The organism is Chlorobiota bacterium (assembly GCA_016700335.1).
Taxonomy (GTDB): Bacteria; Bacteroidota; Ignavibacteria; order OLB7; family OLB7.
The window spans coordinates 2,920,835-2,946,350 of sequence record CP065014.1; the positions used below are offsets into that span (position 1 = coordinate 2,920,835).

17 protein-coding genes are annotated in these 25,516 nt (G+C 29.8%); 4 read left to right on the plus strand and 13 right to left on the minus strand.

The features are described 5' to 3' along the window. The first annotated feature begins 5 nt into the window (after positions 1-5). On the plus strand, positions 6-1,109 hold the full coding sequence (locus IPP08_11845) for a hypothetical protein (protein ID QQS66433.1): 1,104 nt from the start codon (positions 6-8) through the stop codon (positions 1,107-1,109). 225 nt (positions 1,110-1,334) lie between these two features. Here the strand turns inward: IPP08_11845 and pyk are convergent, their stop codons facing one another. The 5 genes from pyk to IPP08_11870 form a co-directional block, all read right to left on the minus strand. Further along, positions 1,335-2,798: a pyruvate kinase gene (gene pyk, locus IPP08_11850; GenBank protein ID QQS66434.1), complete on the minus strand. Its 1,464-nt coding sequence runs from the start codon at positions 2,796-2,798 to the stop codon at positions 1,335-1,337. A gap of 127 nt (positions 2,799-2,925) precedes the next feature. After that, complete coding sequence (locus IPP08_11855; protein QQS66435.1) at positions 2,926-5,400, minus strand: TonB-dependent receptor; 2,475 nt, start codon at positions 5,398-5,400, stop codon at positions 2,926-2,928. Between the two features lie 131 nt (positions 5,401-5,531). Next, complete coding sequence (locus IPP08_11860; protein ID QQS66436.1) at positions 5,532-5,939, minus strand: hypothetical protein; 408 nt, start codon at positions 5,937-5,939, stop codon at positions 5,532-5,534. 154 nt (positions 5,940-6,093) lie between these two features. Continuing rightward, positions 6,094-8,364, minus strand: coding sequence for a tetratricopeptide repeat protein (locus IPP08_11865; GenBank protein ID QQS66437.1), 2,271 nt, complete (start codon positions 8,362-8,364; stop codon positions 6,094-6,096). A gap of 61 nt (positions 8,365-8,425) precedes the next feature. Next, the gene (locus IPP08_11870) at positions 8,426-9,748 is read right to left on the minus strand and encodes a hypothetical protein (protein QQS66438.1); all 1,323 of its coding nucleotides are present in this window, start codon (positions 9,746-9,748) and stop codon (positions 8,426-8,428) included. A 271-nt stretch (positions 9,749-10,019) separates the two neighbouring features. Between IPP08_11870 and IPP08_11875 the strand changes: the two genes are divergently transcribed. After that, positions 10,020-12,359 (plus strand): carboxypeptidase regulatory-like domain-containing protein, encoded by a 2,340-nt coding sequence (locus IPP08_11875; GenBank protein QQS66439.1) that lies wholly within the window; start codon positions 10,020-10,022, stop codon positions 12,357-12,359. 193 nt (positions 12,360-12,552) lie between these two features. Continuing rightward, complete coding sequence (gene asnB / locus IPP08_11880) at positions 12,553-14,391, plus strand: asparagine synthase (glutamine-hydrolyzing) (protein ID QQS66440.1); 1,839 nt, start codon at positions 12,553-12,555, stop codon at positions 14,389-14,391. Between the two features lie 36 nt (positions 14,392-14,427). Here asnB and IPP08_11885 read toward each other — a convergent pair whose 3' ends face one another. The 7 genes from IPP08_11885 to IPP08_11915 form a co-directional block, all read right to left on the minus strand. After that, entirely contained in the window at positions 14,428-15,744 is a 1,317-nt protein-coding gene (locus IPP08_11885) for an MFS transporter (protein ID QQS66441.1), read from the minus strand. 130 nt (positions 15,745-15,874) lie between these two features. Beyond that, the gene (locus IPP08_11890) at positions 15,875-16,795 is read right to left on the minus strand and encodes a hypothetical protein (GenBank protein QQS66442.1); all 921 of its coding nucleotides are present in this window, start codon (positions 16,793-16,795) and stop codon (positions 15,875-15,877) included. 144 nt (positions 16,796-16,939) lie between these two features. Next, positions 16,940-18,466, minus strand: coding sequence for a T9SS type A sorting domain-containing protein (locus IPP08_11895; GenBank protein QQS66443.1), 1,527 nt, complete (start codon positions 18,464-18,466; stop codon positions 16,940-16,942). A 9-nt stretch (positions 18,467-18,475) separates the two neighbouring features. Beyond that, complete coding sequence (locus IPP08_11900) at positions 18,476-19,354, minus strand: hypothetical protein (protein QQS66444.1); 879 nt, start codon at positions 19,352-19,354, stop codon at positions 18,476-18,478. 160 nt (positions 19,355-19,514) lie between these two features. Further along, complete coding sequence (locus tag IPP08_11905; protein QQS66445.1) at positions 19,515-19,799, minus strand: hypothetical protein; 285 nt, start codon at positions 19,797-19,799, stop codon at positions 19,515-19,517. Between the two features lie 27 nt (positions 19,800-19,826). Continuing rightward, on the minus strand, positions 19,827-20,174 hold the full coding sequence (locus tag IPP08_11910; GenBank protein QQS66446.1) for a hypothetical protein: 348 nt from the start codon (positions 20,172-20,174) through the stop codon (positions 19,827-19,829). 231 nt (positions 20,175-20,405) lie between these two features. After that, positions 20,406-21,968 (minus strand): Ppx/GppA family phosphatase, encoded by a 1,563-nt coding sequence (locus IPP08_11915; protein QQS66447.1) that lies wholly within the window; start codon positions 21,966-21,968, stop codon positions 20,406-20,408. 273 nt (positions 21,969-22,241) lie between these two features. Here IPP08_11915 and hutU point away from each other — a divergent pair, with 273 nt between their 5' ends. Beyond that, on the plus strand, positions 22,242-23,906 hold the full coding sequence (gene hutU / locus IPP08_11920; GenBank protein QQS66448.1) for a urocanate hydratase: 1,665 nt from the start codon (positions 22,242-22,244) through the stop codon (positions 23,904-23,906). A 44-nt stretch (positions 23,907-23,950) separates the two neighbouring features. Here hutU and IPP08_11925 read toward each other — a convergent pair whose 3' ends face one another. Next, a complete protein-coding gene (locus IPP08_11925) occupies positions 23,951-25,396 on the minus strand; it encodes a proline--tRNA ligase (GenBank protein ID QQS66449.1) in 1,446 nt (481 codons plus the stop codon). Between the last annotated feature and the right edge of the window lie 120 nt (positions 25,397-25,516).

Consider the following 25,516-nt stretch of genomic DNA (forward strand, 5'->3'; position numbering starts at 1 on the left):
TTTCAATGAGAGTAATATCTATATTAACTTTTTATCTTCTTGTTTGTAATTTATGCTTTAGTCAACAAAGGCATTTATGGGTTCCAGGTATTTTAGATGGTACTGTTGGAACATTTGTTTATGGTGGTGAATATGCTGATCCAATGAATGGTCTTTTAGTTAATGCATTTTACATATATCGTACAACTGATGGAGGGCTTAACTGGGAGCGAAGATTTCAAAATAACGGATTAGATTGTTTTGTTTCTGAGGTTTCTTATCCTAAAAAGAATTATGCTTTTGTGGCTATTAAAGAAGGAATTGCACTTTCAACAGATGATGGTGAGACTTGGAAAAAGAAAAAAATCTTTAAAGATAGTATTAATGATTCAAGGCTTTCTATGTTTGATGAAAATAATGGTGGATTAGTTATTGTAACTTTTGCAAAGACACCAACCACTCATTTATTGATAACAGAAGATGGTTGGTTGACAAGTAGGGAGTTACATGTTCCTAAACCCAAAAATTGGGGGGATAGTGATAACATTAGCTTTCATAGAGTTGTTTGCATTGCTCCTAAAGTCTATTTGGTTGGCATTTATTCTTATAAATACAAAAATATGTTTTATAGAACAACTGATGCTGGAGAAACTTGGGAACTGATTCCTGACCCAACAAAACCAAATAGAGGTACTAGTGTTCAGGTGTTTAGGTATTCATTTATAAACGAAAAAGAGGGTGTAATGGTAGGTCCTGATCAAGATTCTATAACAAAAAATAAGAGTTTGGATTTTCAACTTACTAAAGATGGAGGTTTAACTTGGCAACCTTTTGCTATTTTTAATATAGATAAAAACCAATTACCTTTGAATGATTTTGTTTATATGGGGAATGGTAAATTAACATTCATTACAAATTTTATTTACCGAACTGAAGATGGTGGTAAAACATTTGTAAGAGACAGCATATTAAATATGCCAGAAATAATTTTTAACCTTATCCATAATAAAAAAGGTGGGAGAAGTTCAATATTTTTTAATGGAGTTTGGCATGATTCAGGACCAATCCCAATTAAAAGCGTTATAGACGACATCAACTTAACAGTAAAGAGGAAAATGAAGTTTTGGTAATTTAAGTTTTTCGATTTTGCTATTAAAGTCATCGGCACATAAAAAATTCATTTTTAATGTGCCGATGTTTTTTTATCAATATTAGTGTTGATTTGTTCAAAAGTACTTGCGATAGGGGTAATTTGTTCTGTTTAGCATTAACATTTTTTTTAGCTTTTTACACCTTATAAAAACATTTCTAAAATTTAATTACATATAAAAATAATTCAATTAAAATTTTGGGAATTAGATAACATCAATAACCATCATGTTAGTTCGTGCTTTTGTAACAACTGGGTATCCAGCAGTAAGAATAACTCTATCACCTTTTTTAACATAACCGTTTTCAAATGCAGTTTTCTTCATTAATACAATTGCATCATCAGTTGAAACAGGTTGTTCTTTTAGTGCAAGAGCTTCAACACCATTATACAACATTAACATTCTACAAATTTTTTCATTTTGAGTAATAGCAATTATTGGAATGTCTGGTCTTTGCCTTGACATCATTTTAGCAGTTACACCTCTATAAGTAAAACACAGAATTGCTTTTGCACCAACTTGTTCTGAAAGTTCACAAGCAGCAGAAGCAATAGCATATTCTGATCTTTCATCTTCATTTTGAATAGATGGTGGATGTTTAATACTTTGTCCATAAAGCATAATGCTTTCAGCACTTTCAATTATATCATTCATTGTTCTAACAGATTCAATAGGGTAAGCACCAACTGAAGTTTCAGCACTAAGCATAACAACATCAGTACCATCAAGAACAGCATTTGCAACATCAGATGATTCAGCCCTTGTAGGTCTAGGATTCATTACCATAGATTCAAGCATTTGAGTTGCTGTTATGACACATCTTCCGGCTTGATTACATTTTTTTATGATTCTTTTTTGCCATAAAGGAACTTCATGACTTGGAATTTCAACACCTAAATCACCTCTTGCAATCATTATTGCATCTGACGCTAAAATTATTGAATCAAGTTCCATAAGTGCTTCTACTTTTTCAATCTTAGCAATAACTGGCGTTGAATATCCTTTTTTTTGTATTAATTCTTTAATTGATGTAATATCTTTTGCTGACCTAACAAATGATAGTGCAACATAATCAACTCCTAATTTTAATCCAAAATCTAAATCTTCTAAATCCTTTTCTGTCATTGATGGTTCACTAATTTTTACTCCAGGTAAATTCATACCTTTTTTTTCTTTCAACAAACCACCATTAATTACTCTACAATAAACATTAGAATTATCTTTTGACTCAACTTTTAAAGCAAGCAATCCATCATCAATTAAAATTGAATCACCAACTTTTACATCATTTATTAGGTTCTTATAACCAGATGGAATGCGGTTATCGCCAGGAAGAACTTTTTCAACAGTTATTGTTACAACTTCATTTGTTACCAAAGTTATTGGTCCGTTTGGCAAAGCACCAACTCTAATTTTAGGACCTTGCAAATCTTGAATAATTGGGATATGCTTGTTCATTTCTGATGAAACTTTTCGAGTAATATCAAAAAGTGCTTTATGAGTTTCATAGGCAGCATGTGAGAAATTCAATCTGATTGCGTCTGCCCCAACTTCAATTAAATCTCTTATTTTCTCAGGTGTAGCAGTTGCCGGACCTAAAGTACAAAGGATTTTAGCGTGTTGTAAGGAGAATCCTTCAGGATCTGGTAAGAATAGTGATGTTATCATATGGACGTGCAATATAACTTAATAAAGTTGAACAAGTTAATTATTAAAACTTAATATTGTTATAGATTTCATATTTATAAAATATTTAAGTGGTCCTTTTAGTAAGAACCACTTAAAAATAAATTTACTAAAATTTTGTTCTTAATGTTACAAATATATTTCTTCCTGGTGAACTAAATCCAGAACCAAATGTTCTATAATTTTTATCTAAAATATTTTCTATACCAGCTTGAATTCTAATATTTTTAAATAGCATATAAGAACTTTTAAAATTTAATGTACTCCATGCAGGCATTCCTTCAGGAGTTGCATACTCGATATTATCTTCACCATCAAGTTTATAATCTTCAAGTTTTTTTTCACCATTAAACATATAATAAAATTCAGCATTAAAAGAGTTTGCATTATAGCTAATTCCTATATTTCCATACACTGGTGGTACATGATCTAGAGGTGTTGTTGAATCGCCAGATTCAATTCTTCCTTGTGTTAAATTTACATTCCCATAAAAATTAAATCCATCATAAAAGTTAGCGTTTAGTCCAATTGAAAATCCTTTAATGTTTGCTTTAAGTTTATTTACGCTAGTAACAACTTTACTCATTGTTCCATCATAACTAACTGAATCTTGACCATTCAATTTTATTGGCTCAACAGTTATAGCATCATTCAAAGTGGTATAATAAGCTGTAGTATTTAACTTAAATATTGAGAAATTAGCATCAATTGAAAATTCACCGTTATATACTTTTTCAGATTTTAAATCTGGATTTGGAATTATAAGTGAACCAGAACCAGATTCAAATACTTTTGCTATATCATCAACATTTGGAGTTCTGTAGCCAGATGATCCAAGTAAAGAAAAACGCAAATTATTGTTAGGTGAATAGATAACTCCAAGATTACCACTAAATGAAATATTGTTTTGCACTGCTTCATTATAAGGGAATGGAAAGAATGTTTTATCAATAAATTTTGCAGTTAAAGAATTGCTATTAAGCCTTGCTCCTGCTTCTAAAAAAATATAATCATTTAATGATAATTTATCTGTAAAATAAACTGCATAAGAACTCGTATTACTACCACCATCAGGATATCTAGTATTAGCAGCTGTAACAGCATTACTAACAATGTCCGTATTTGTAGCAGATGACTTTACATCATTGTAAACTACTTCCAACCCATATTTTATTATGTGATTTTCATACTTTTTAATTGCATCAACATTCCCAGAATATACATTTACTTTTTCTATTTGACTTTTTAGTAATTTATTATTAAGTCTTCTACTTTGCCTGCTTTCTTCAAAATTCTGATATGCAATAATTGTATTAATATTATCGTACAAAAATGTTTTATCTGAAACATCTAACCTATAATTTAACATCATCCATTTTTCAGGACCATAATACCATTCAGCAAATTTTAGTTTGCTATTGCTAAGATCTGTTAATCTATCATAACGAGGAACATCTGATGTATTTGTTAAATGGAAACTCAAAGTATGTTCAATATTATCACATTGAATATATTTAAATTTTTGCAATAAGTTATACTGATTGAACTTTGTTCCAACTTGAATTTCAGGGCTTGGGTTTGTGATTATAGAATCGATATTATTAATTCTTTCAACATAAAAATTTCTGTCGAAGGCTGCATAAGATTTGGTTATTTTACCTGTGCTATCTTTTACATTTATCATTACTTTATCATTCTGACCTTGTTTGGTATCCCCAAATTCAGAGTAAGTAAAAGATGTTATTGAAGCAAATTTCTCAAACCCAATATTCAAATCTGCGTGCCCTGTCAATTCATTATTTGCACTTGAAAACCTAAGAAAAGCATCCCCAAATAAATTATAATTTTCACTAAATCCAGTCAAAGGGGATATAGTTCTGAAGTGCATAACCCCACCTAATGCATCACTTCCATAAACTGTAGAGCCAGGACCAAACACTACTTCCAATTTATTTAAAGATGAGTTATCAACTCTTAGAACATTTTGCAAATGACCACCCCTAAAAATTGCGTTATTCATTCTAACATCATCAACAACTAATAAAGTTTTGTTTGCTTCAAATCCGCGTAAAATGGTGCTTCCTCCCCCCCCTTGACTTTTTTGAATAAATACATTCCCCAAATTTGACAATGCATCAGCAGTGGTTTGTGAATTACTTTGTTCTAACTCAATCGAATTGACTGATATTACTTGGTTTGTTATCTGAGATTTAGGTTCTTCAAATTTACTTGCACTTATTATTACTTCTTTTCCTTCTATAACTTTACTAGAATCTTTAAAATTTTTAACATCATTTGGATTAAGTTTTTTTGAACTTAATAAATTTTCAATTGAACTATTTTTATTAGTTGTTTCGATTCTATTTTTGTATTCTTCAGGTTTGGTAGAACTAACCAGTCCAACTTCTTTATTTTTTGTAATTTCATTTTGGTTATTATTTGAATTTGGGTACAGATCTTTTGATTCTAAATATTTACTTGAACTCAAAGTTTTTTCAGAGTTGTCAATAATTTTACTAGAATCTTGAGCAATCAAAAATGTGTGAACTGATATAAAAAGGATTATTGAAGATATTTTATTCATTGTGTTTATTTGTATTTTAAAATTAATTTTGAATTTACTGACATCACCAATCTTTATACATATAAATAGAGAATAATTTAGCTAAATGTTTATCTCATTGAATTGGCGTTTTTATTAACGTCTGCTAAATATCAAGCAATTAATTTTGGCGGAGGAATTAATATATCATTATAAATTTTGGAGGGAAAAATTCCTTTGTAAGATGAAAGATATTCAATCAATGTTCTTAGAGAAATTTTGATACAAAGGCTTTCAAGAGGTAATGAATCTATATTAACTAATACAAATAAATTGTTTTTTTTTTGATTGCATGACTTACCATTACCAGTATTTTCGTCATTTGAATTTTTAAAAGTAGTGTTTAAAATTGTTTCTTTTTTATCTAAGTAACAAACCAAACATACTTTACCATTATTGTTTTCAACTTTAACTATATCATACAAATTTCCTTTGTAACTAATTTCGTCTTTTTCTTTGTATGATATTTCATTAATTGAAACTGAATTTAAATCGATTTTGACTAAATGTTTCCCTTCCATTTTGGAAATTATTATTTTTACATCTTTCCTTATTAAATCCCTTGAGATTATAAACACAAGTGAGTATCCAATTGTTTGAAACAATATGGTTAATAAAAGAAATATGGAAATAGTTTTTTTCACACTTTTGGTAAACGGAAGTACTTTTACAAAACTAAGAATTAGTTTTATCAATTAAAAAATATGTTCTCATCAAACCTTTACCCTTAATATCGATTTCTCCTCTAGATTCAAAATTAGTTACATTAAATTTATCTGAATTCAATAATTCATTATAAAAATCCTCACTTATATGTACTTTGCCAATCTCACCATGGCTTTCCATTCTACTTGCAGTGTTAACAGAATCACCCCATAAATCATATAAGAATTTTTTCTCTCCAATAACTCCTGCAATCATACCTCCACAATGCAAACCAATTCTAACTTGAATTTGACCTATTTTTTTTATCCATTCATTATTACCTAAATTTTCAGGAACTTTGATTTCAAGATTTTTTATAGAATCAATTATTGATAATGCTGCACAAGAAATCCTATAAGCATGATCTGCTTGAAATTCTGGTGCCCCAGCAACTGCCATATATGCATCCCCAATCGTTTTCACTTTTTCTATTCCATATTCTTCCATTATTGAATCACATTTTGTAAAAATAGAATTTAAGATAAATACTAATTGATCTGCATTTACTAAAGTAGATAAATTGGTAAAATTCACTATATCCATAAACATCACCGAAGCAATTTCTATGTTATCAGCAATTGGGTTTTCTCCATTAATTAATCGTTCAGTAATTGTTAATGGCAAAATATTATTAAGTATTTTCTCTTGTTCTTGAAACCTTACAATCTTAACAATTCTATCTCTTTCAGCTTCTTCAACTTTTCGATTATACTCTAATAGTTGAGCTTGTTTGGAGGATTTATCATTTATAACTTCTTCTTTTAAATCATGGAATTTAATATGATGTTCATATGCTTGTTTAAAATCATTTACTTTGGAGTATGCAATTGAAAGCTCTCTATGAGCTTCATACTGAATTGGTTTTAAACTTAATTCATAAGAAATATTACAACCTTCCAATAGAGTTTTTATACCTATTTCAAACTCTTTTTTTTCAATTGAAATAGAACCTAACGCTATCAAAATTTCTGGTATGCCTTGGTTTGTTTTTAATTCATCTCTTAAAATTTCCAAAGCTATTTCCAAATTCTTTAATGAATCCTTATCTCTTTTTAATTTGTGTAAAGTTTCACCAATATATAAATAACATTTACCAATAAGTAGCCGATCATTAATTTCTTTCCCTAGAGTTAATCCTTTTTCATAATAATTTAAAGCAACTAAAAAGTTATCTTTTAAATAATGTGATTTGCCAATACAAGAATATAAATCGGCAATATAATTTTTATTGTTAAGTTTAATTGATTCGCTTAAAGAAATTTCATAGCATTCAAGCCCTTTATCAACTTCACCTACAGATGTTAAGATGTTCCCAATGTTGCAATTCAACCTAGCTATTCCTTCAATGTTAACTAATGAAACTTCTAATTTTAAAGCTGCTTGATAATATTTAAAAGATTTAATAAAATCACCAATACTCCAATATAACACACCGATATTTGCAGAAATTCTGGCAACATCAATATCATTTTGAAATTTTTCCCTAATAATTAATGCCTCTTTAAACTCATTAATTCCCAAGTTGTATTCTCCTAAACTCCAATATACACTACCTATATTTTCATGTGTCTGAGCAATTTCAATCTGATTCTCAAGTTCTTTAGCTAAGGAATGGGCTTGTTTAAAATGCTCCAATGCTTTTGAATACTCTCCTAAAATCAAATAAACGCTTCCAATGCTTCCAAATGCAATTGTTAATTGCTTTTTATTTGACAACTTTTCATATATATCTTTAACTAGAATGTAAGTTTCTAAAGCTTTGTTGTTATCACCCAAACTCAAATAAACTCCACCAATATTATAGGTAACCTTCGCAACATCATTATGAGACTCTAGTTCAATCCACATTGAGCTAGATAATTGATAATTTTTTAGAGCATTAGTATAGTCTCCTAGTACATCATATAAATTTCCAATATTTCCGACAACTTCAGCAATTCCATTCTTATCTTCTAAAAATTCAAACAATAAATGTGCATTTTCAAAATGAATTTTTGAAAGATCATAATTCCCCAAATTAAAATGAGCAACTCCAATTAACCTATTCGACAATGCTTTTGCTGAGTCATTTAACAATTCTTCTGAAAGCTCTAAACATACCTCTGCAATTTCTAACGATTTTGTAGGGTCTTCATACTTTAATTTCGAAGCAAGTTCTAACAACTCAGTTAGTAATTCACTTTCTGATTCATTAATTTTGCCATTAAAATATATTTCTGATAGTTCTTTAATATTAATCATATAAGGATAAAACAGGTTTTAATTCCTGATATCTTCAATTTATTAACCTTAATGTAGAGTTTTATTTTTTAGTTACTCTATTTAATAAATCTGCAAGAATTCCTGTTGTAGTTCTTCTTTCATATTTATTAATAATTTCCATTTTTGGATTTATTATACTTCCACCATTTTGATGAGCATTATAAAATATTAGAAATGAATCTGCAATTCCATCTAAATTCGATTGATGCGCAACATAACCACTATTTGTCTCTTTTATCAAATCTGCAATTGCACTTTTTTCCGGTGCTATAGCTAAAACTCCTTTTCCACTTCCAATATATTCATATACTTTGCCTGGGACAATTTCATTGCTATCATCACTTTCATCAACAATTAAAAGCAATGCATCGCTAAGTAATAACTGTTTAGTTAGTTCATTATGTTGCATATAACCTATAACTTCAATACAATTTCGAATATCTGTAGATTTAAACATTTCCAAAACTTCATCACCAAAGCGACCAATAAACCTAAGTCTAATTTTCGTAATATCAATTTCTTTTCTATAATGCAACTTTTCCAATGCCTTAAAAAATGCAGCTGGATTTCTTCTTCCATACATAGATCCTGCATATGTAATAGTAAATCTAAAGTCTGTTCTTTCAGATTCATTTACATTTGGATAATCATTACTATCGAATCCATTTGGCAAATGATGAAATTTGTCTTTGTTTAATTCTGGATATTTTGTGATTGCATCCTTCATAATTCCAAGCCAAGCCACTTCAATTGCATCTGATTCTTCAAAAACTGCTTTTTCCAATTTACTATCAATTTTAGCAGGTAGCCACCATCTTTTTGGAGTAGTCAAAAACCCTGTCCATGGATCCCTAAAACCAGCTATCCATGGTAAACCACTTTTTCGCTTTAAAGTTCTTGCAATTACAGAACAAGTATAAGGAGGTGAAGAACTATATATTGCTGAAATACCCTCATTTTTTATTAATTTTAATCCTGCATCAACTGCTGCTTTATGCCAACCAATTCTTGCATCTGGAATAAAAAATGTTGCCCTTATAAACTCAGAAATTCTTTCAGTAAAGGAGATTTTAGCTCCATCTTTCCTTAATGTATTAACATCAATTGCTGTATTTTTTGATTTACCTGTTAACTTTCTATACAAATCGTAAGGTTCAAAAATTTCTGTTCTTACAACATTTACACCTTCTGGAATTTCTTTAATAAGACTTTCATCAATTGCTGGGAAATTGCCATTTTTTACTGTCAATATAATTGGTTCCCACCCAAACTCCCTCAAATACCGTGTGTATTTCAAAACTCTCTGAACTCCTGGTCCTCCTGAAGGGGGAAAATAATATGCTACTATAAGTACTTTTTTCATTTTTAAATATTAAGATCTGAACATACTTTATTTTTTATTCAAAGACAAGATTAGTAATTCTATCGAATTTAAATCATTATATTGATTTTTTTTTAAAAACAAAAATACTCAATATGATTTGAGTACAATTTTAACTTTATAAAATAAATCTTTATGTAAGTTTATAGTTAACTTTGGGGTCTTCAATATACTTAATAAAAATTAGTAGAGTATCCTTTGTTAACTTTCAATTTGTATTATTTTATTTTATCACATATAAGTTTAACTATTTATGAAAAATTTCAAAAGCCTTTTTTTAATTATCATCCCGATATTATTTTTAATATCAGCTTGCCAAAAAGATCCTGTAACAAGTACAACTAATTCAAATATTTCAGATTTTTCTGGGATAATAAACGATGAACAAGGGCACATTGTACCATTAGCAATTGTATCAGCTAAGGATGGTGCAAAGAATATTGTCGCAATTGATACTGCGAATGATGTTGGAGAGTTTCTTTTAAAGAATATTCCATCTGATTTATCTACAATAAGCATTGACATATTACATGATGAATTTTTGCCTGCAACATTTTCTGCAAAAGAATTAGTGTCTTCAGCTGGTGAAAAAAGAAATGGGATTTTATTATCTTTAACTCACGTTGATAGTTGTTGTGCTTATGTTCGAGTTTCTGTAAGTGATGAAGTTACTAAGAATATGATTGAGGGAGCAGAAGTAAGATTGTTCAATAAGGGGAAAGGTGACCGTCCTGTTACTACTGTTAAAACTGATGCATCTGGAAAAGTCATTTTTGAGAATATCTGCAAAGGTATATATTCAATTAGAATCTCAAAAGAAGGATATAAGGTTGATGAAAGACCTCTAATTGTAAATTTTTGTGATTCAACAATAATTGATTCAAGGCTGAAAGTTTCTGATGATAAAGGGGGTGAGAAAAAAGATTCAGGCTGCTGTAATGGAGTTTTAATTGTTATTCCAGTTGACGAATTTAATATGCCAATTGTTGATGCTGATGTTTCTTTAGCATCTCGTAAAATGAAATCATTAAAGACTACACTTGAAGGAGTAAAATATACTGGTCTATGCGAAGGTAAAGATATTGTTATGATTTCGAAAGAAGGATATGGAGTAATTGAATTTGCATTTGAAATGAAGTGTAATGGTGAAATGAAAGAAACTCCTATGATGAAGAAAAAATCTGATGATGTAAATAATGATAGTTGTTGTAAAGGTGCTCTGTTAGTTACTGTCATAGATCCAACTGATAAAATGATTGTTGGAGTTGAAGTTAAATTAACAAGACCAAACGGTAAGGTTGATGTCTCAAAAACTTCCGATGCAGGTGGCGCTAGCTTCTCAAACCTTTGCCCTGGAAAACATGGAATTAGAATTGCAAGAGAAGGGTTTGATGTTGTTGAACAAGTTTTTGACCAAAAATGTAATGAGACTAAGCTAATTCGTATTTCATTAGGAAAGAAAATTACTACAGACGATTCTTGTTGTAACGGGAAAGTTAATTTGTATTTGAATAACCAAGATGGAAAGCCTGTTGTTGGTGCTGCAATCAAATTGCAAAGACCAAATGGCTCAACAATTGTTGCAAATTCTAATGATATTGGAGTTGCTACTTTTAGCAAATTATGTGCTGGTGCATATTTATTCTGGACTGGAAAAGATGGCTATAAAAATATAGAAGGTAGATTTTCTTTGGAGTGCAATGCCACAATTGATATGAAATATAATTTAACAAAAGTAATAACTGGAACTGATAGTTGTTGTAATGGTCAAGTTAATTTTAGCTTTAAAGATGAAGCACTTTCTAGTAGTAAAATTGTTAGTGGAAAAGTTAGCCTATATAAAGATGGAAAACTATTAACTTTTGGGACTTTAGTAAATGGTAAAATTGGTTTTGAAAAATTATGTAGTGGTGTTTATTCATATGGATTTGCTTCAGAATTATATAAAGGTCTTGAAGGTAAGTTTGTTCTAGAATGTAATGCAACTTTTGTTATAGAAGTTAAGGCATCACAAAATATTAACCCTCCGAATAATGATTCATGTTGTAATGGCAAAGCCTATTTCAGTATTCTTGATGCTAATGGATCTAAAATTGGTTTGAATGGAAAAGGTATATTGTATCTGGGTGGGAAAGTAATTGCTACTACCCCAATTAATGCTGGTAAATTGGTTTTCGAAAAGCTTTGTCCTGGCAAATATGGTGTTAGTTTTAATATTGAAGGTTATAAAACTATTGAAACTGAATTTGCATTAGAATGTAATAAAGTTTATGAGAATTCAATGAAAATTCAAAAAAATATTACAGATAAACCAGACAGTTGCAATACTGCTAAACTTGCTCTAAGAGTTAAAGATGCAAATACAAAAGATGGTGGTTGGCTTGAAGGAGTTGAAGTAATTGTTTATCAAAATGGAATGAATCAAATTGCAAAAGGGAACACAAATGGTGAAGGTTACTTTAAATTAGAAAATCTAATTGCACCAATGACTTATGTTGCCACTTTTTCGAAAGATGGTTTTCAAATGAATAAAATTGCTGTTTCATTTACAGAATGTAATACTATTTATCAAGTAGTAGATTTATCCAAATAAAAAATTTAAATTGATTTTTTAATTCAAAAACTTCAAGTAAATAAATTACTTGAAGTTTTTTTTTGTTAATCAATTAATATAAACAAATTTAGAAATATTTATTTACATCAATTTAATAACTATTTTTTTTTTTAAATAATATATGCTTTAAATTTGATTCTTCTAAATTTCAACTTAATTCTTTTTAAATAATTTGTGCGGATTTGTTGGTATTGTTAGTAAAAACATAATTGATGATAAGAACTTATTGGCTATGAGAGATACTTTAACCCATAGAGGTCCTGATTCTTGTGGAGTTTACATCTCGCCAAATCATCGAGTTGGTTTAGGTTTTCGTAGACTTTCAATTATAGACCTTACAGAAGCTGGCTCTCAGCCAATGTCAACCATAGATGGTGATTTGACAATTGTGTTTAATGGCGAAGTTTACAATTACTCATCAATCAAACAAGAACTCTTAAGTTTAGGCTATTCTTTCAATTCACAAAGTGATTCTGAAGTTGTTTTATATTCTTACAAACAATGGGGAGCTGATTGTTTGCAGAAATTTCAAGGTATGTTTGCTTTTGCAATTTATGATTTGCAGAAAAATAATTTGTTTATTGCTCGTGATCGTTTAGGTATTAAGCCACTCTATTATTTTCATGATTATAATAATTTTGTATTTGGATCTGAATTAAAATCAATTATTCAATTTACAAATTTTAAAAAAGAAATTTGTAAAGATGCTTTAAACGACTACTTTGCTTACGGATACGTTCCAAATAATAAATCTATATTTAAAGGAGTAAATAAACTTGAAGCAGGGTATAAATTAATCTATTCAAACGGAACAATCTCACTAAATAAATATTGGGAACTTCGGTATAATCCTAAGCACCAAACTGAAGATGAAATCGTTTCAACAATTTATGACAAACTAAAAAGTTCAGTAAAATTATGGTCAGTTAGTGATGTCCCAGTTGGTATTTTTTTAAGTGGCGGACTAGATTCAAGTGCTGTATGTGGGCTTGCAAGCATTGATTCATCTGATGTACAAACATTTACAATTGGATTTGATTATCAAAAAAATAATGAACTTCAGTTTGCAAAAGAAATTGCAGAAAAATTCCATGCTAATCATTATGAAAAAATTGTTGATGTAATTGATGCAGAAAATTTGTTGGATATTATTGCAAATATTTATGATGAACCTTTTGTTGATTCATCTTCAATCCCTACATATTATCTTTCGAAGTTTACAGCACAAAATGTAAAAGTTGCTTTAGCTGGAGATGGAGGAGATGAATTATTTTTTGGTTATCATCGGTATGATTCCTTTATTAATTTACATCAAAGTAAAAATTCCCTGAAATCTAAAGTAAAAGGTTTATTCTCAAATTTAAGTTTTTTACCTTATGGCGAGAGATTATCTTATTATGATAAATACTCACTTGAAAATGATATGCAGAGCTACTTTAGGTTGGTTGGATTTTTTGATACTGATGAGAGAAACAAAATTTTATGTAATGAATATAAGAACTTTGATCAAAATCATTTATGGTTGTTTGATAAATTTTATGACCCAAAATTACCTCCAACAACATCACTTCGATTGCTAGATATAAATACTTATTTAGTTGATGATATTCTCACAAAAGTTGACAGAGCAACTATGTCAGTTTCCCTAGAAGCAAGAACTCCATTGCTTGAGCATACTCTTGCTGAATACATTATGAGTATTGAAGACGAATTTATTTACAAAAATAATGACAAGAAATATCTTTTAAAAAAAGCTTTATCAACTCTTCTTCCAGCTCAAACAATTCAAAGAAGTAAGAAGGGTTTTGGTGCTCCAATTAGGCATTGGTTGAAGAATGATTTAAATATATTAATTGAAAAAAAACTTTTTAATGGCTCTGCTGTTAAAGATGGGATTCTTTCTGTTAAGGGCATTAAATCTATGCTTAATAATTATAGCGAAAACCGATGGGCAAAACTTTGGATGTTACTAATGTTTGAATTGTGGTATTGTAAATGGATGAAAGATTAACTAATAACTTAATTTGTAAATTAACTTTTAAATTACTTATTCATAAACTTTTATCATTAGCTTTGCTCTAGGTTCTGGTAAAAAATAAAGTAAAAATAATGCTGCAATTGCAATAACTCCTGTTACATAAAAAATACTTCTAGCCCCATAAATATCTCTTAAAGACCCTATTAATGCGGCTATGCAATATGCAAATGCACTAAGAGTATTTTTCAAACCAATATAAGTTGTTCTATCTTCTTCGGGCACTGTTTCCAGCATATAATTCATGCTACCAGTGCTAATTCCAGTTTCAGCAGTTGCAGAAGCAAAAAATATAAAACCAAATGTCCAAAATGGAATTGATAAATAAGGAAAAACTAATAATGATATAGAAACAAATAGAGCTGAAATAGTACCAGTTACCATTAAAGATTTATTCCCAATTTGATTTGAAATATAACCTAAAAGTAAATTAGAAATTATGGTTCCAGCAAAACCCCAAGTTATAAATTCACCAATTTGAATATCAATTGCTCCTAGGTTTTCCTTTGCATATAGCATTACAAATGGAACCCCAGCGAACCACAAATTCATTAAACATTGAAGCAATACAAAATTTCTATAAGTTTTATTTTGCTTTAGAATAGTTACAGCAGTTTTGATTTGCTTTTTGAAAGTCCTTTCTTCTAACAATACATTTTTATCCTTGGGTTCTTTTGTATAAAAAAATAATATGAAAGCAACCAACATTAGTACTGCGCCACTCGAAAATAAAATCAGATAATTTAGTGGATATTCGTAATTTTTAATAATAGGTTTGATTATTCCAACCCCAGCATATATGCCAATTATACCGCTCCCAATTGCCCTCCATGCAAAATAGGTTCCTCTTTTTTCTTTTGGTACCGTCTTATATACAATATCTGTAAACACGACTCCAGATATTCCTCCAGAAAAACAGAATATCCCAAAACCCAAAACAAAAGTAATAAGTGCATAGCTTTTACTTTCTATATTAAAAGCTAAATTGGCTGAAAATACAGCCAATAAAATTCCGAATATTCTTAAGAAAACTGCTCTTTTATAAATTGGCAATTTCTCTTCAAGATGAAGTAAATACTTAGCAACAAATAGTTGAGGGAAGTACCAACCTAACGAATCAAACAAAGCCACAAATGATATAACTAAGCTTGGTGCTCCTAATGATGCGAGGTAAACAGGTATTATAGTATCACGGCTAAAAAAACTTAAACCAAAATTGAAAATTACACCATTAATAACACCAATTAAATAATTATGTTTAAAATTAGGATACTTTGAAGCTATTTCATTATTCTTCTTTTTCTGTTGGTGATATATATTTTTTATCAAAATAATTTATTCATTTGTAATTGCTTTAGTTAAAATCTTACTTAATAAAAAACTATTCAAATTTGTAATCTCAAATCCTAAATTGTATTAAGACAATTACATTTTCATCTAAAAATAAAAATTAGATATTTTATTTAAGCCCTACTAATTGCCATTGATTATAATATTCGGAATACCTAAATGTATATTGAGTCTCTTGTTTCTCACTTGGTGCAATTAGATTAAAGAAAAATTCAACACCACTAATAACTAAATCTCCATTTACAAATCTAATTTTTCTTGCTCGGTCATCACCCCTTGGTCCTAACTGGACTAGAGTTAATTCGAACCTTGGTTTGCCTATAAATTTACCTTTTTCATCAACTGCAATTGAATATACATCTGATGTTCTAGCCCTACCAAAAAACAATCTTTTTTCTGAATTTAAAGTACCATAACAGACTGCAAAACCATCAATGTTATTTAATTGATTTATAACCTCTGGTTTACCTTGGTTTAGTGAAATAGCAAAAATTCTACCATATTCTGTTTTTAAATCTGAACCTGAAACTGAAGAAACATACATTACTTTTTTATCACATGAATAATCCATTCCTAAAATTCCAAATGAATTAGTTGGACCTGGGTTTTTTGCTTTTGGGAGGTCTAAAAACGAACCCATTTCTCCAGTGTTTGGGTTAATACGATAAATTATATTTTGTTTCATTGGCAAGTTTTCTAATATGTTTACGCTTGGCAATGGAGCTGTAAATACTACTCCTTCTTCAGTTGTAACAATAGGACCTAATGTACCAACTAATTTCCAAGTTGGATGTTGATATACTCTTCTATTAGGGCTGTTAGTATATTCCATAAAGACTATTCCCTTAGTTTTCTTCTCAGTAGTACTAAATGCTGCCAAACTAACATTGAAGCCGAGCTTACGGGCAAATTCTGGCAATTGCTTGCAAGTGTTTGAACTAAAACCAGCAGTTCCGCCACCTTGTTGGCTTTTAACTATTATTGATAAATTTAATAGTAACAACAATAAAATTGAAATTCCCTTTTTCATAATTCGTATAATTATTATTAACCAATCAAGTCCTTAGATTTTGATTTTTCAAAAATAAGCATAACGCACTTATGATTAAGTTTCATAAAAAAAAAGACCTGAACTTTTATAGTCCAAGTCTTGATTTACTTTATTTAGAAGACTTTACTTTTCATAGATTATCTTTTTTGTTTCTATCTTATGATTCTCATAAATTAAATTTATAAAATAATAACCTGTAACAAAGTTTGATAAATCTATATCCATTTTCTTTTGATTGTTGCTTAAAGTTCTTTCAAACAAACTCTTACCATTCAAATCATATAAATTAATTTTGATAGGCTTTTCTAAACTAGTGAAAATTATTTTTAGTTTATTTCCACTGATTTCACTTTTTATATTATTTTGTTTATTTTCATTTTGGACTTCACTTATTTGATTCTCAATTTTGGCTACATAACCAAATGGCAAGTTATCTTGGGTTGTTGTATATGTACTTTTTACCTTTTCTCCAACTACTACAAAATTACCATCTGAGGTTTGAATTGCATCACTTGGATTACAATCTAATGTATCTGGTTGCCAAATATTAGTACTTGTTATATTACCCAACAAATCTGTTGTCATTAACAAAAATTTCTTTGATCCATATAAATAATATCTTCCTAAATTTGGTGGTCCATTGTTCCAAACTCCCTTTTTTGCTAATGTTCCACTAATCACAAAACCTAATTTATTGTTTAGAAAATGTAGTGATCTCAAATCTGTAAAATCATCTAGTGAAAATGATTTTTGCCAACTTTTCTCACCTTTCGAATCAAACTTTAATAAATAACTTACTGGTTGTTTTGGCATGATTGCACCTTCTGAATTTACCACACAAATAACATAACCTCCATCTGGGGTTTGAACTAAACCTTTTACATTTTCATAATTATCATAATATTTAACCCAATCTAATTTTAAGCTAGAATTGTATTTTACCATTATTAATCTTCTACTAATTGTTGGATACAGTAATACACTTGTAAAAAGGTATCCATCATCATTTGTTCTGATTACAATTCCACTACCGCTTTGAACCGAATCTGGGAAGCTTAGTGAATCCCTCCATACTAAACTATCCTTTTCGTCTAATTTTCTGAAGTAATAAAATTTTTTTCCACTATCTGATGGACTTTTATAACCACCTGAATTAAAACTTAAGAATAAACCATTTTCGTTAGTATTGCAAACTAATGGCAAAGTTTTATTAAAATCATCTTTCCCTTTTTTTAAATAGAAATTTGATGTATCACCATTTAGATAATTTATACTTCCTATTGAAAAAACTCCACCAGATCCAAATCCTGTCCAAAGCCCTCTAAACTTAATGATATTATCAGTTCTATTAAAATTAATTGAAATTGGGTATATAGGTGTCATAGAGCTATCACCAATTGTACTCAACCATATTTTCTCTCCATTTGAATTAGTTTTCAAAATTGCAGAATTTATATCATATCTATATGCTTTAATAAGTAGGCTTTTATCAAATGTTTCTTGTACTGTTAGTGGTAAAATCTCTTGGTCATTTGGGTTGGTTTTACCAGTTAAATATGTTCTTTCCCAAAGGATTTTTGGTGATATTGATACTTGACTAATCAAGTTAAAACTAGTAATAAAATATACGAGAATTATAATTTTTTTCATAATCAATTATCAATATGTTTTTGAAATTCTTGGTATTAAAGTATCTTTTAAAATAATTGAGGTAGGAGGATTTGCACAAGGAGAAATACAATCTGTAGTATATAAGTAAGTTAAATAATTTGGAACTACACCTCCTCCAAAAATATAACTGCAAGTAGGTAATTCATTTGGGCAGACAGGTTCTGGTGGATTTGATGAGACAGTTTGAGTGTATTTTGGTCCTGGTGGAGTAGCACTAGTGTCCCAACAATAATCCCTACTTATAAAACAGCATGAATTATTATTACAGTTAACTTTCACTACAAATCTATCAATTGCATATGGATAATTTCTATAATCATCATAAACACAACATGCTGTACATGAAGTCTCATAGTAACGAAAATGTGTAGCTATGTTAGGGCATTCTAATGATGATTCTTGATTAATAATTTTTAATGCATTATATCTTTTTGTAAATAAATCAGTACTAATCTGGCCAAAAGAATAATTCATCCAATCAGTATAAGCTACACTATTAAAAGGTAAATGACTTGGGTAATTTGGCTCAAATAATTGCAAGAATGAAAGGCAAGCTGCACTTGGAGTTAAAGACCAACTAGTAGGAGAAACTTCGCAATTATTAGCCCCACACCAACGATATGCATAAAAAACTTTTACGGTACAAGAAGGGCAACAAGGTGGAACTATGTTTAATGAGGATTGAACCCAAGGCGTACAACCAGTAGTATCAGGTCCACAATATTGTATTTGAGCAAAGGCATTTTTTACGCTAACTAAACTCAATGAAATTGTAAATAAACATAACATAGTTAAATAAAGGTTTGAATCTTTTTTAACTGTGCTGTGCTGTGCTGTGCTGTGCTGTGCTGAAATTTTGTTATTCATTCTAATATAAATTTAAAATTATAAAAAATAATCCTAATATCTTAACAATCTATCACAAACTTAATAAATTAATTTTAATATTAAATCAAATATTTTTAGATAGTTTTTTATTTTGATTTATTTTTTTTCTTTAACAAATTAATAATTAAATCTTATGAAATCAATTAGAAATTCTAATAAAATCATCATTTGATTTTAATAATGCATTAAAATATGGGGTTTGGTAATCCTTATATAAATCTTCAACATTTATTTCATCTTTTCGCAAAATATAAAATGGGTCTTTTCCTCTTTGATATGAGTTGATTCTCAAGTAACATAATTTATTATTTAAACTATCTGGTACTTTATATTTGATTGAAAAGATAATAGGATTAATAGAATATATCACAGGTTTTTCATCTTCAATTTTTGTTGGAATCATTATACTATCAAGTAATTTCAATCTTTTATTTTCAGAGTAAGAAATTAGTTATACTGAAAAACTCAAAGTATCTTCTGAAGAATAATCTCTATTTTGATTAATAGAACTTATCCAATTAAATCTTCTAAAAAAACTCAAGGAATCCCCTTTTCTTAAAGTAAAAAAATCTGTTTTACTATTTGCTATTCTTAATGAATCTGTATTCCCCTCAAGCCTTCTTTTCATCTGACAAAAATTTAATAATCTAATTCTACTCTGATTCAATTTAAATGTAGTAAACAAACAAGTGATGGTACAAGAATCGTAATACTTTATATATTTGTATGAGGCAATTGGGCGAAGTATTGGCCCTAATTTAGTATCTCCTGTGTTAGTTTTTACCAAAGGTCTGAGCATTAAATTCTGATCCTGAAAATCTTTACATGGCTAATCATCTTCATTTGAATGAGAATATAATAAATTAGTAAAACTGCAAATAAATAAAGAGGAAGAGAGCATGATAATTATTCTAATTCTTGTAATCATAATGATATAACATTTAGGTTGAAATAAATATTTTCTAAAACAACTAGTTGTATTAAACAGATTTAATATTATATTAATATTTTAATGATTACAAAAATTAATTTAAAACTCAAATTTAATATTTCTTTCATATACTTCCTCCATTAGTCCTTTCTTCCTTTCTGCACTCCATACCTCAAGTTGAGGATCTTCATCATTATTAATTTTCAAATTAAAAGTAATTGAATCTTTATCAAATTTTGTTGTAATATCATTTACAATTTGTTTGTGCGAACGGTCTAGCCCTTCAGCTATTCTTAAAATAGAAGCTAATTTATTAACTATTTCTTTTTCTTTAATTGATAAACCTTGATAATCGTTATGAGTAATTTTAGGATGAGATTTTCTATGATAACGAGTTGTGTTACCAATCATTCCTAATTCATTTTCTGTAAAACCATACATTTCGCTATGCCGAATTAAGTAGAGTGAATGTTTGTGGTGAGATGATTTTGAGATAAAATAACCAATGTCATGTAGCAATGAAGCGGCTTCTAAGTAAGCACGAGCTTCCTGTGGTAAATTGTGCAATTCAAATAAATCATCATATATTTTCAATGCCATTTTGCAAACATGAGTTCCATGAATTTCGGAGAATTGATATTTATTTCCAGTAATTAAAATACTTTCTAACCTTTCATTTCCTAAATGATAACCAGCAATTTCATCTGAAGATTCACTAATCTGCTTATCAATCCAATCAATTAAAATTCCCTCACGAAGAGCATAATTGCTGACAACAAACTCTTTTACATCTAATGAATAAAGTATTGTTTGAAAAGTAATAGCACCTGCAACAATTATATCAGCTCGCTTTGGATCCATTCCTGGGAGTTTAGCTCTTTTACTAAAATTTTTTGCTTGTATTATATTTTCAGTTATTTCATCAATCTCTTTTCTCTTAATAGTAACTCCGTTAAGATTATCTGGAATTTTTTCACCACGCATTGCAAGCACCATTGAAGCAAGAGTTTGAATAGTACCACTTGTTCCAACAAACTTTTTAAAGCCATTATTTTTTATAGTTTCAGCAGCTAAAAAAATTTCATTACGAATAAACTCTTTGCAATCTTCAACTTGAAGTTGATTTACATCTTCGTTTGGAAAGTACTTTTCGCTCATTCTGATTGCTCCAATTTTAAAACTTGTAGCAAATGCTAATTCACCATTGTTTGCTGATAATAATTCCGCACTACCACCACCAATATCACACAAACCAATTTTACTTTTTTCAAGTTCCAGTGATTTAGAAGCACCAAGAAAAATCAATCTTGATTCTTCGTAACCGGAAACAACTTCAATATTAATACCAGATTCGTTAAAAACTTTTTCGACAAATACATCTTTGTTTTCTGCTTCTCGAACAGCACTTGTTGCAACTGCTCTAATTGCATCAACATTATTTTCTTTAGCAATCTTTGCAAAGCTTTTTAATGCTTTAACTCCTTCAGAAATTGCATCATCAGAAAGATGTAAAAATTTGCCTCCTCCTTCCCCTAATCTAACTGGGGCTTTCATTTTATCTAGAACACTAAATTTCCCATCTGGTGAAACTTTAGCAATAACCAAATGCAAACTATTTGAGCCCACATCTATAGCAGCAAGACGTTTAAACTTAGAAGGCACAGATAAATTTTAATTTAATGAATGTTGGTTTAATTAGACAAAATCATAAATTTTTAAACAATTTATAAATCAAGGATATAACTTATATTTTCTAAAACTTATGTAAGCAAAATTAGAAAGTAAAACACAAACTCAATATTAAATATTTCTTGAATTTAAAATTTGCAACAATAATTAGATTACATTTTTACAATGTTTTATATTTAACAGTTTACAAGTTTTCTAATTGATTATTATTTATTTTTACAATATTATTTATCAATTAATTTAAAAATGTCAGAAATAAATTCAAAAAAAATATATAGATCCCCAAGAGGTTCAAAGTTGTCATGTGCCAACTGGCAAATTGAGGCTGCTTATAGAATGATTCAAAACAATCTTGATCCTGAAGTAGCAGAGCTACCAGATGAGCTTATAGTATATGGTGGATTAGGTAAAGCAGCTAGAAATCATCAATCGCTTGAAGCAATTTTAGAATCATTATTAAAGCTCAAGCCAGATGAAACTTTACTTATCCAATCTGGTAAACCGGTTGGTGTTTTCAAAACATATGAAAATGCTCCTCGCGTTATAATAGCTAATTCAAACTTGGTTCCTAATTGGGCTAACTGGGACGAATTCCGAAGGTTAGATGCTATGGGATTAATTATGTACGGTCAGATGACTGCAGGAAGCTGGATTTATATTGGTACACAAGGAATTTTACAAGGAACGTATGAAACTTTTTTAGAATGTGCCAACCAACATTTTGGAGGTAGCTTGTCAGGGAAATTATGTGTAACAGCTGGCTTGGGAGGAATGGGTGGTGCTCAGCCACTTGCAATAACAATGAACAAAGGAGCAGCATTATGTATAGAAGCAGAAGAATGGAGAATTGATAAAAGATTACATGATGGTTATTGTGATAAAAAAGCAACAACTTTAGATGAAGCTCTTTCATACTTAAAAATTGCTCAAGAAAAAGGAGAAGGGTTATCAATAGGGTTATTAGGAAATGCAGCAGAGATTTTACCTCAAATGTTAAATAGGAACATAATTCCAGATGTATTAACAGATCAAACTTCTGCTCATGATCCACTTAACGGTTACTATCCTGCTGGAATAACAATTGAAGAAGCAAAATTATTAAGGAAAAATAATAAAGAAGAATATCTCGAACTCGCATCAGAATCTATTCGCAAACATGTTGAAACTATGGTTGCTATGCAAGATAAAGGTTCTATTGTTTTTGATTATGGAAATAATATCAGAGCAGAGGCTCTGAAAGCAGGTTTTAATAGAGCTTATTCTTTTAAGGGATTTGTTCCAGAATATATTAGACCACTTTTTTGTGATGGTAAAGGTCCGTTCAGATGGGTAGCATTATCAGGAGATGAGCAAGATATTTTTGCTACTGATAAAGCAATACTTGAGTTATTCCCAGATGATATTGGTTTGCATAGATGGATTAATATGGCACAAAAAAAAGTTCATTGGCAGGGTTTGCCAGCTAGAATTTGTTGGCTTGGATATGGTGAACGTGAAAAAGCTGGTTTATTATTTAATGAAATGGTAAAAGATGGTAGAGTTTCTGCACCAATTGTTATTGGTCGGGATCATCTTGATTGCGGCTCAGTAGCAAGCCCTAACCGTGAAACTGAAGCAATGTTAGATGGAAGCGATGCAATAAGTGATTGGGTTATGCTAAATTTTGCACTAAACGCTATTGGTGGTGCTACTTGGGTTTCTCTTCATCATGGTGGTGGAGTCGGTATGGGCTACAGCCAACACGCAGGTATGGTTATTGTGGCAGATGGGACTGATGAAGCTTCTTCCAAGCTTTCAAGAGTTTTAACTTATGATCCAGGAATGGGTATAATAAGGCATTCAGATGCTGGTTACCAGAGAGCAATTGACAATGCTAAAAAACATAATATTATTATCCCTATGATGAAATAAATTTATTTTGGTAGTCTTTTTTTAATTTATAATCAAATTTATTGTTAATAAGACTTTGCAAAAAGTGCAATCTCATTTGCTTTAACCCCAGTATAAAAGCAATTGCCAATTTCACTTGGTTGATCTAATGGGAAACATCTTAAGGTTGCTCCAGTTTGATCTTTTAATATTTTTTCCATTTCACTAGTTCCTGCCCAAGCAGCTCTTACCCATTTCCCAGACTCTATAACTAATTTAAATTCTTCAAGATTAGTAACATCAATTATATTTGAATCTCTAAATAAAATTGCTTTTTGTAGAATTGAGTTTTGAATATCTTCAAGCCAATTTACAGCTGTTGTTCCAACTTCATCAACAGGTATTCCAAATTGCTTGCCCTCTTTTCCTGGTTTATCTCTTCTTGCAAAAACTACTGCATTTTTTGCTACATCTTTAGGTCCAATTTCAATTCTTAATGGAACACCTTTCATTTCCCATTCATTATATTTCCATCCAGGAGTTTCTTGTTCTGACATATCTGATTTAACACGAATTCCTGATAATTTCAACAATTTTTCTACATTACTGCACATTTCAAACACTGCTTGTTTATCTTCTTCTTTCTGCCAAATAGGCACAATTATTGCTTGAAAAGGGGCTAATCTGGGTGGTAGTACTAAGCCCTTATCATCTCCATGAGCCATTATAATTCCCCCAACCATTCTTGTTGAAACTCCCCAAGAAGTTTGCCAAGGATACTCTAACTCTCCATTTTGTGTAAGGAATCTAGTATTAAAAGCCTTTGCAAAATTTTGCCCTAAATTGTGAGATGTTCCAGATTGTAATGCCTTTCCATCTCCCATCATTGCCTCAATTGTATAGGTTCTTTCAGCTCCAGCAAATTTTTCATTTTCGGATTTCCGTCCATAAATGACTGGTATTGCAGCTTCGTTATAAGCAAAATCTGAATATACCTTTAGCATTTTCAAGGTTTCTTCCTCTGCTTCTTCTGGTGTTGAATGGGCTGTGTGACCTTCTTGCCACAAAAATTCAGTTGTCCTTAGGAATGGTTTGGTTTTCATTTCCCATCTAACTACATTAGCCCATTGATTTATTAAAACAGGTAAATCTCGATATGACTTAATCCAATTTGAATACATATGATTGATAATTGTTTCGCTAGTTGGGCGAACTACTAAAGCCTCCTCTAATTCTTTCCCACCAGCATGAGTAACTAATGCCAACTCAGGTGAAAATCCCTCAACATGTTGAGCCTCCTTCATTATAAATGAATAGGGAATAAACATTGGGAAGTATGCATTTTCATGACCAGTCTCTTTAAAACTTTTATCTAATGCTTGTTGAATTAACTCCCATATTGCATAACCATAAGGTCTAATAACCATTGTCCCTTTAACAGGACCATAGTCAACAAGTTTCGCTTTTTGGATAACATCTAAGTACCATTGAGAATAATCTTCACCACGAGGAGTTACTTTTTCTTCTGACATTTATAAGAGAATTTTATGTTGTTATAATTAACAAATATATGAAAATCAATTTTGTTCAATTCATAATTTGATATTTTCAACTAAATTTTAAATGATATTTATCAATCTATTAAATGAAGT

What these genes read in the sequence shown, in the direction of transcription:
- IPP08_11910 (QQS66446.1), bottom strand. Translation starts at nt 20,174, where the DNA reads ATGCTCAGACCTTTGGTAAAAACTAACACAGGAGATACTAAATTAGGG.
- IPP08_11865 (QQS66437.1), bottom strand. Translation starts at nt 8,364, where the DNA reads ATGATTAATATTAAAGAACTATCAGAAATATATTTTAATGGCAAAATT.
- IPP08_11870 (QQS66438.1), bottom strand. Translation starts at nt 9,748, where the DNA reads ATGAAAAAAGTACTTATAGTAGCATATTATTTTCCCCCTTCAGGAGGA.
- IPP08_11900 (QQS66444.1), bottom strand. Translation starts at nt 19,354, where the DNA reads ATGAATAACAAAATTTCAGCACAGCACAGCACAGCACAGCACAGCACA.
- hutU (QQS66448.1), top strand. Translation starts at nt 22,242, where the DNA reads ATGTCAGAAATAAATTCAAAAAAAATATATAGATCCCCAAGAGGTTCA.
- IPP08_11925 (QQS66449.1), bottom strand. Translation starts at nt 25,396, where the DNA reads ATGTCAGAAGAAAAAGTAACTCCTCGTGGTGAAGATTATTCTCAATGG.
- IPP08_11860 (QQS66436.1), bottom strand. Translation starts at nt 5,939, where the DNA reads ATGGAAGGGAAACATTTAGTCAAAATCGATTTAAATTCAGTTTCAATT.
- IPP08_11845 (QQS66433.1), top strand. Translation starts at nt 6, where the DNA reads ATGAGAGTAATATCTATATTAACTTTTTATCTTCTTGTTTGTAATTTA.
- IPP08_11895 (QQS66443.1), bottom strand. Translation starts at nt 18,466, where the DNA reads ATGAAAAAAATTATAATTCTCGTATATTTTATTACTAGTTTTAACTTG.
- IPP08_11875 (QQS66439.1), top strand. Translation starts at nt 10,020, where the DNA reads ATGAAAAATTTCAAAAGCCTTTTTTTAATTATCATCCCGATATTATTT.
- IPP08_11855 (QQS66435.1), bottom strand. Translation starts at nt 5,400, where the DNA reads ATGAATAAAATATCTTCAATAATCCTTTTTATATCAGTTCACACATTT.
- pyk (QQS66434.1), bottom strand. Translation starts at nt 2,798, where the DNA reads ATGATAACATCACTATTCTTACCAGATCCTGAAGGATTCTCCTTACAA.
- IPP08_11890 (QQS66442.1), bottom strand. Translation starts at nt 16,795, where the DNA reads ATGAAAAAGGGAATTTCAATTTTATTGTTGTTACTATTAAATTTATCA.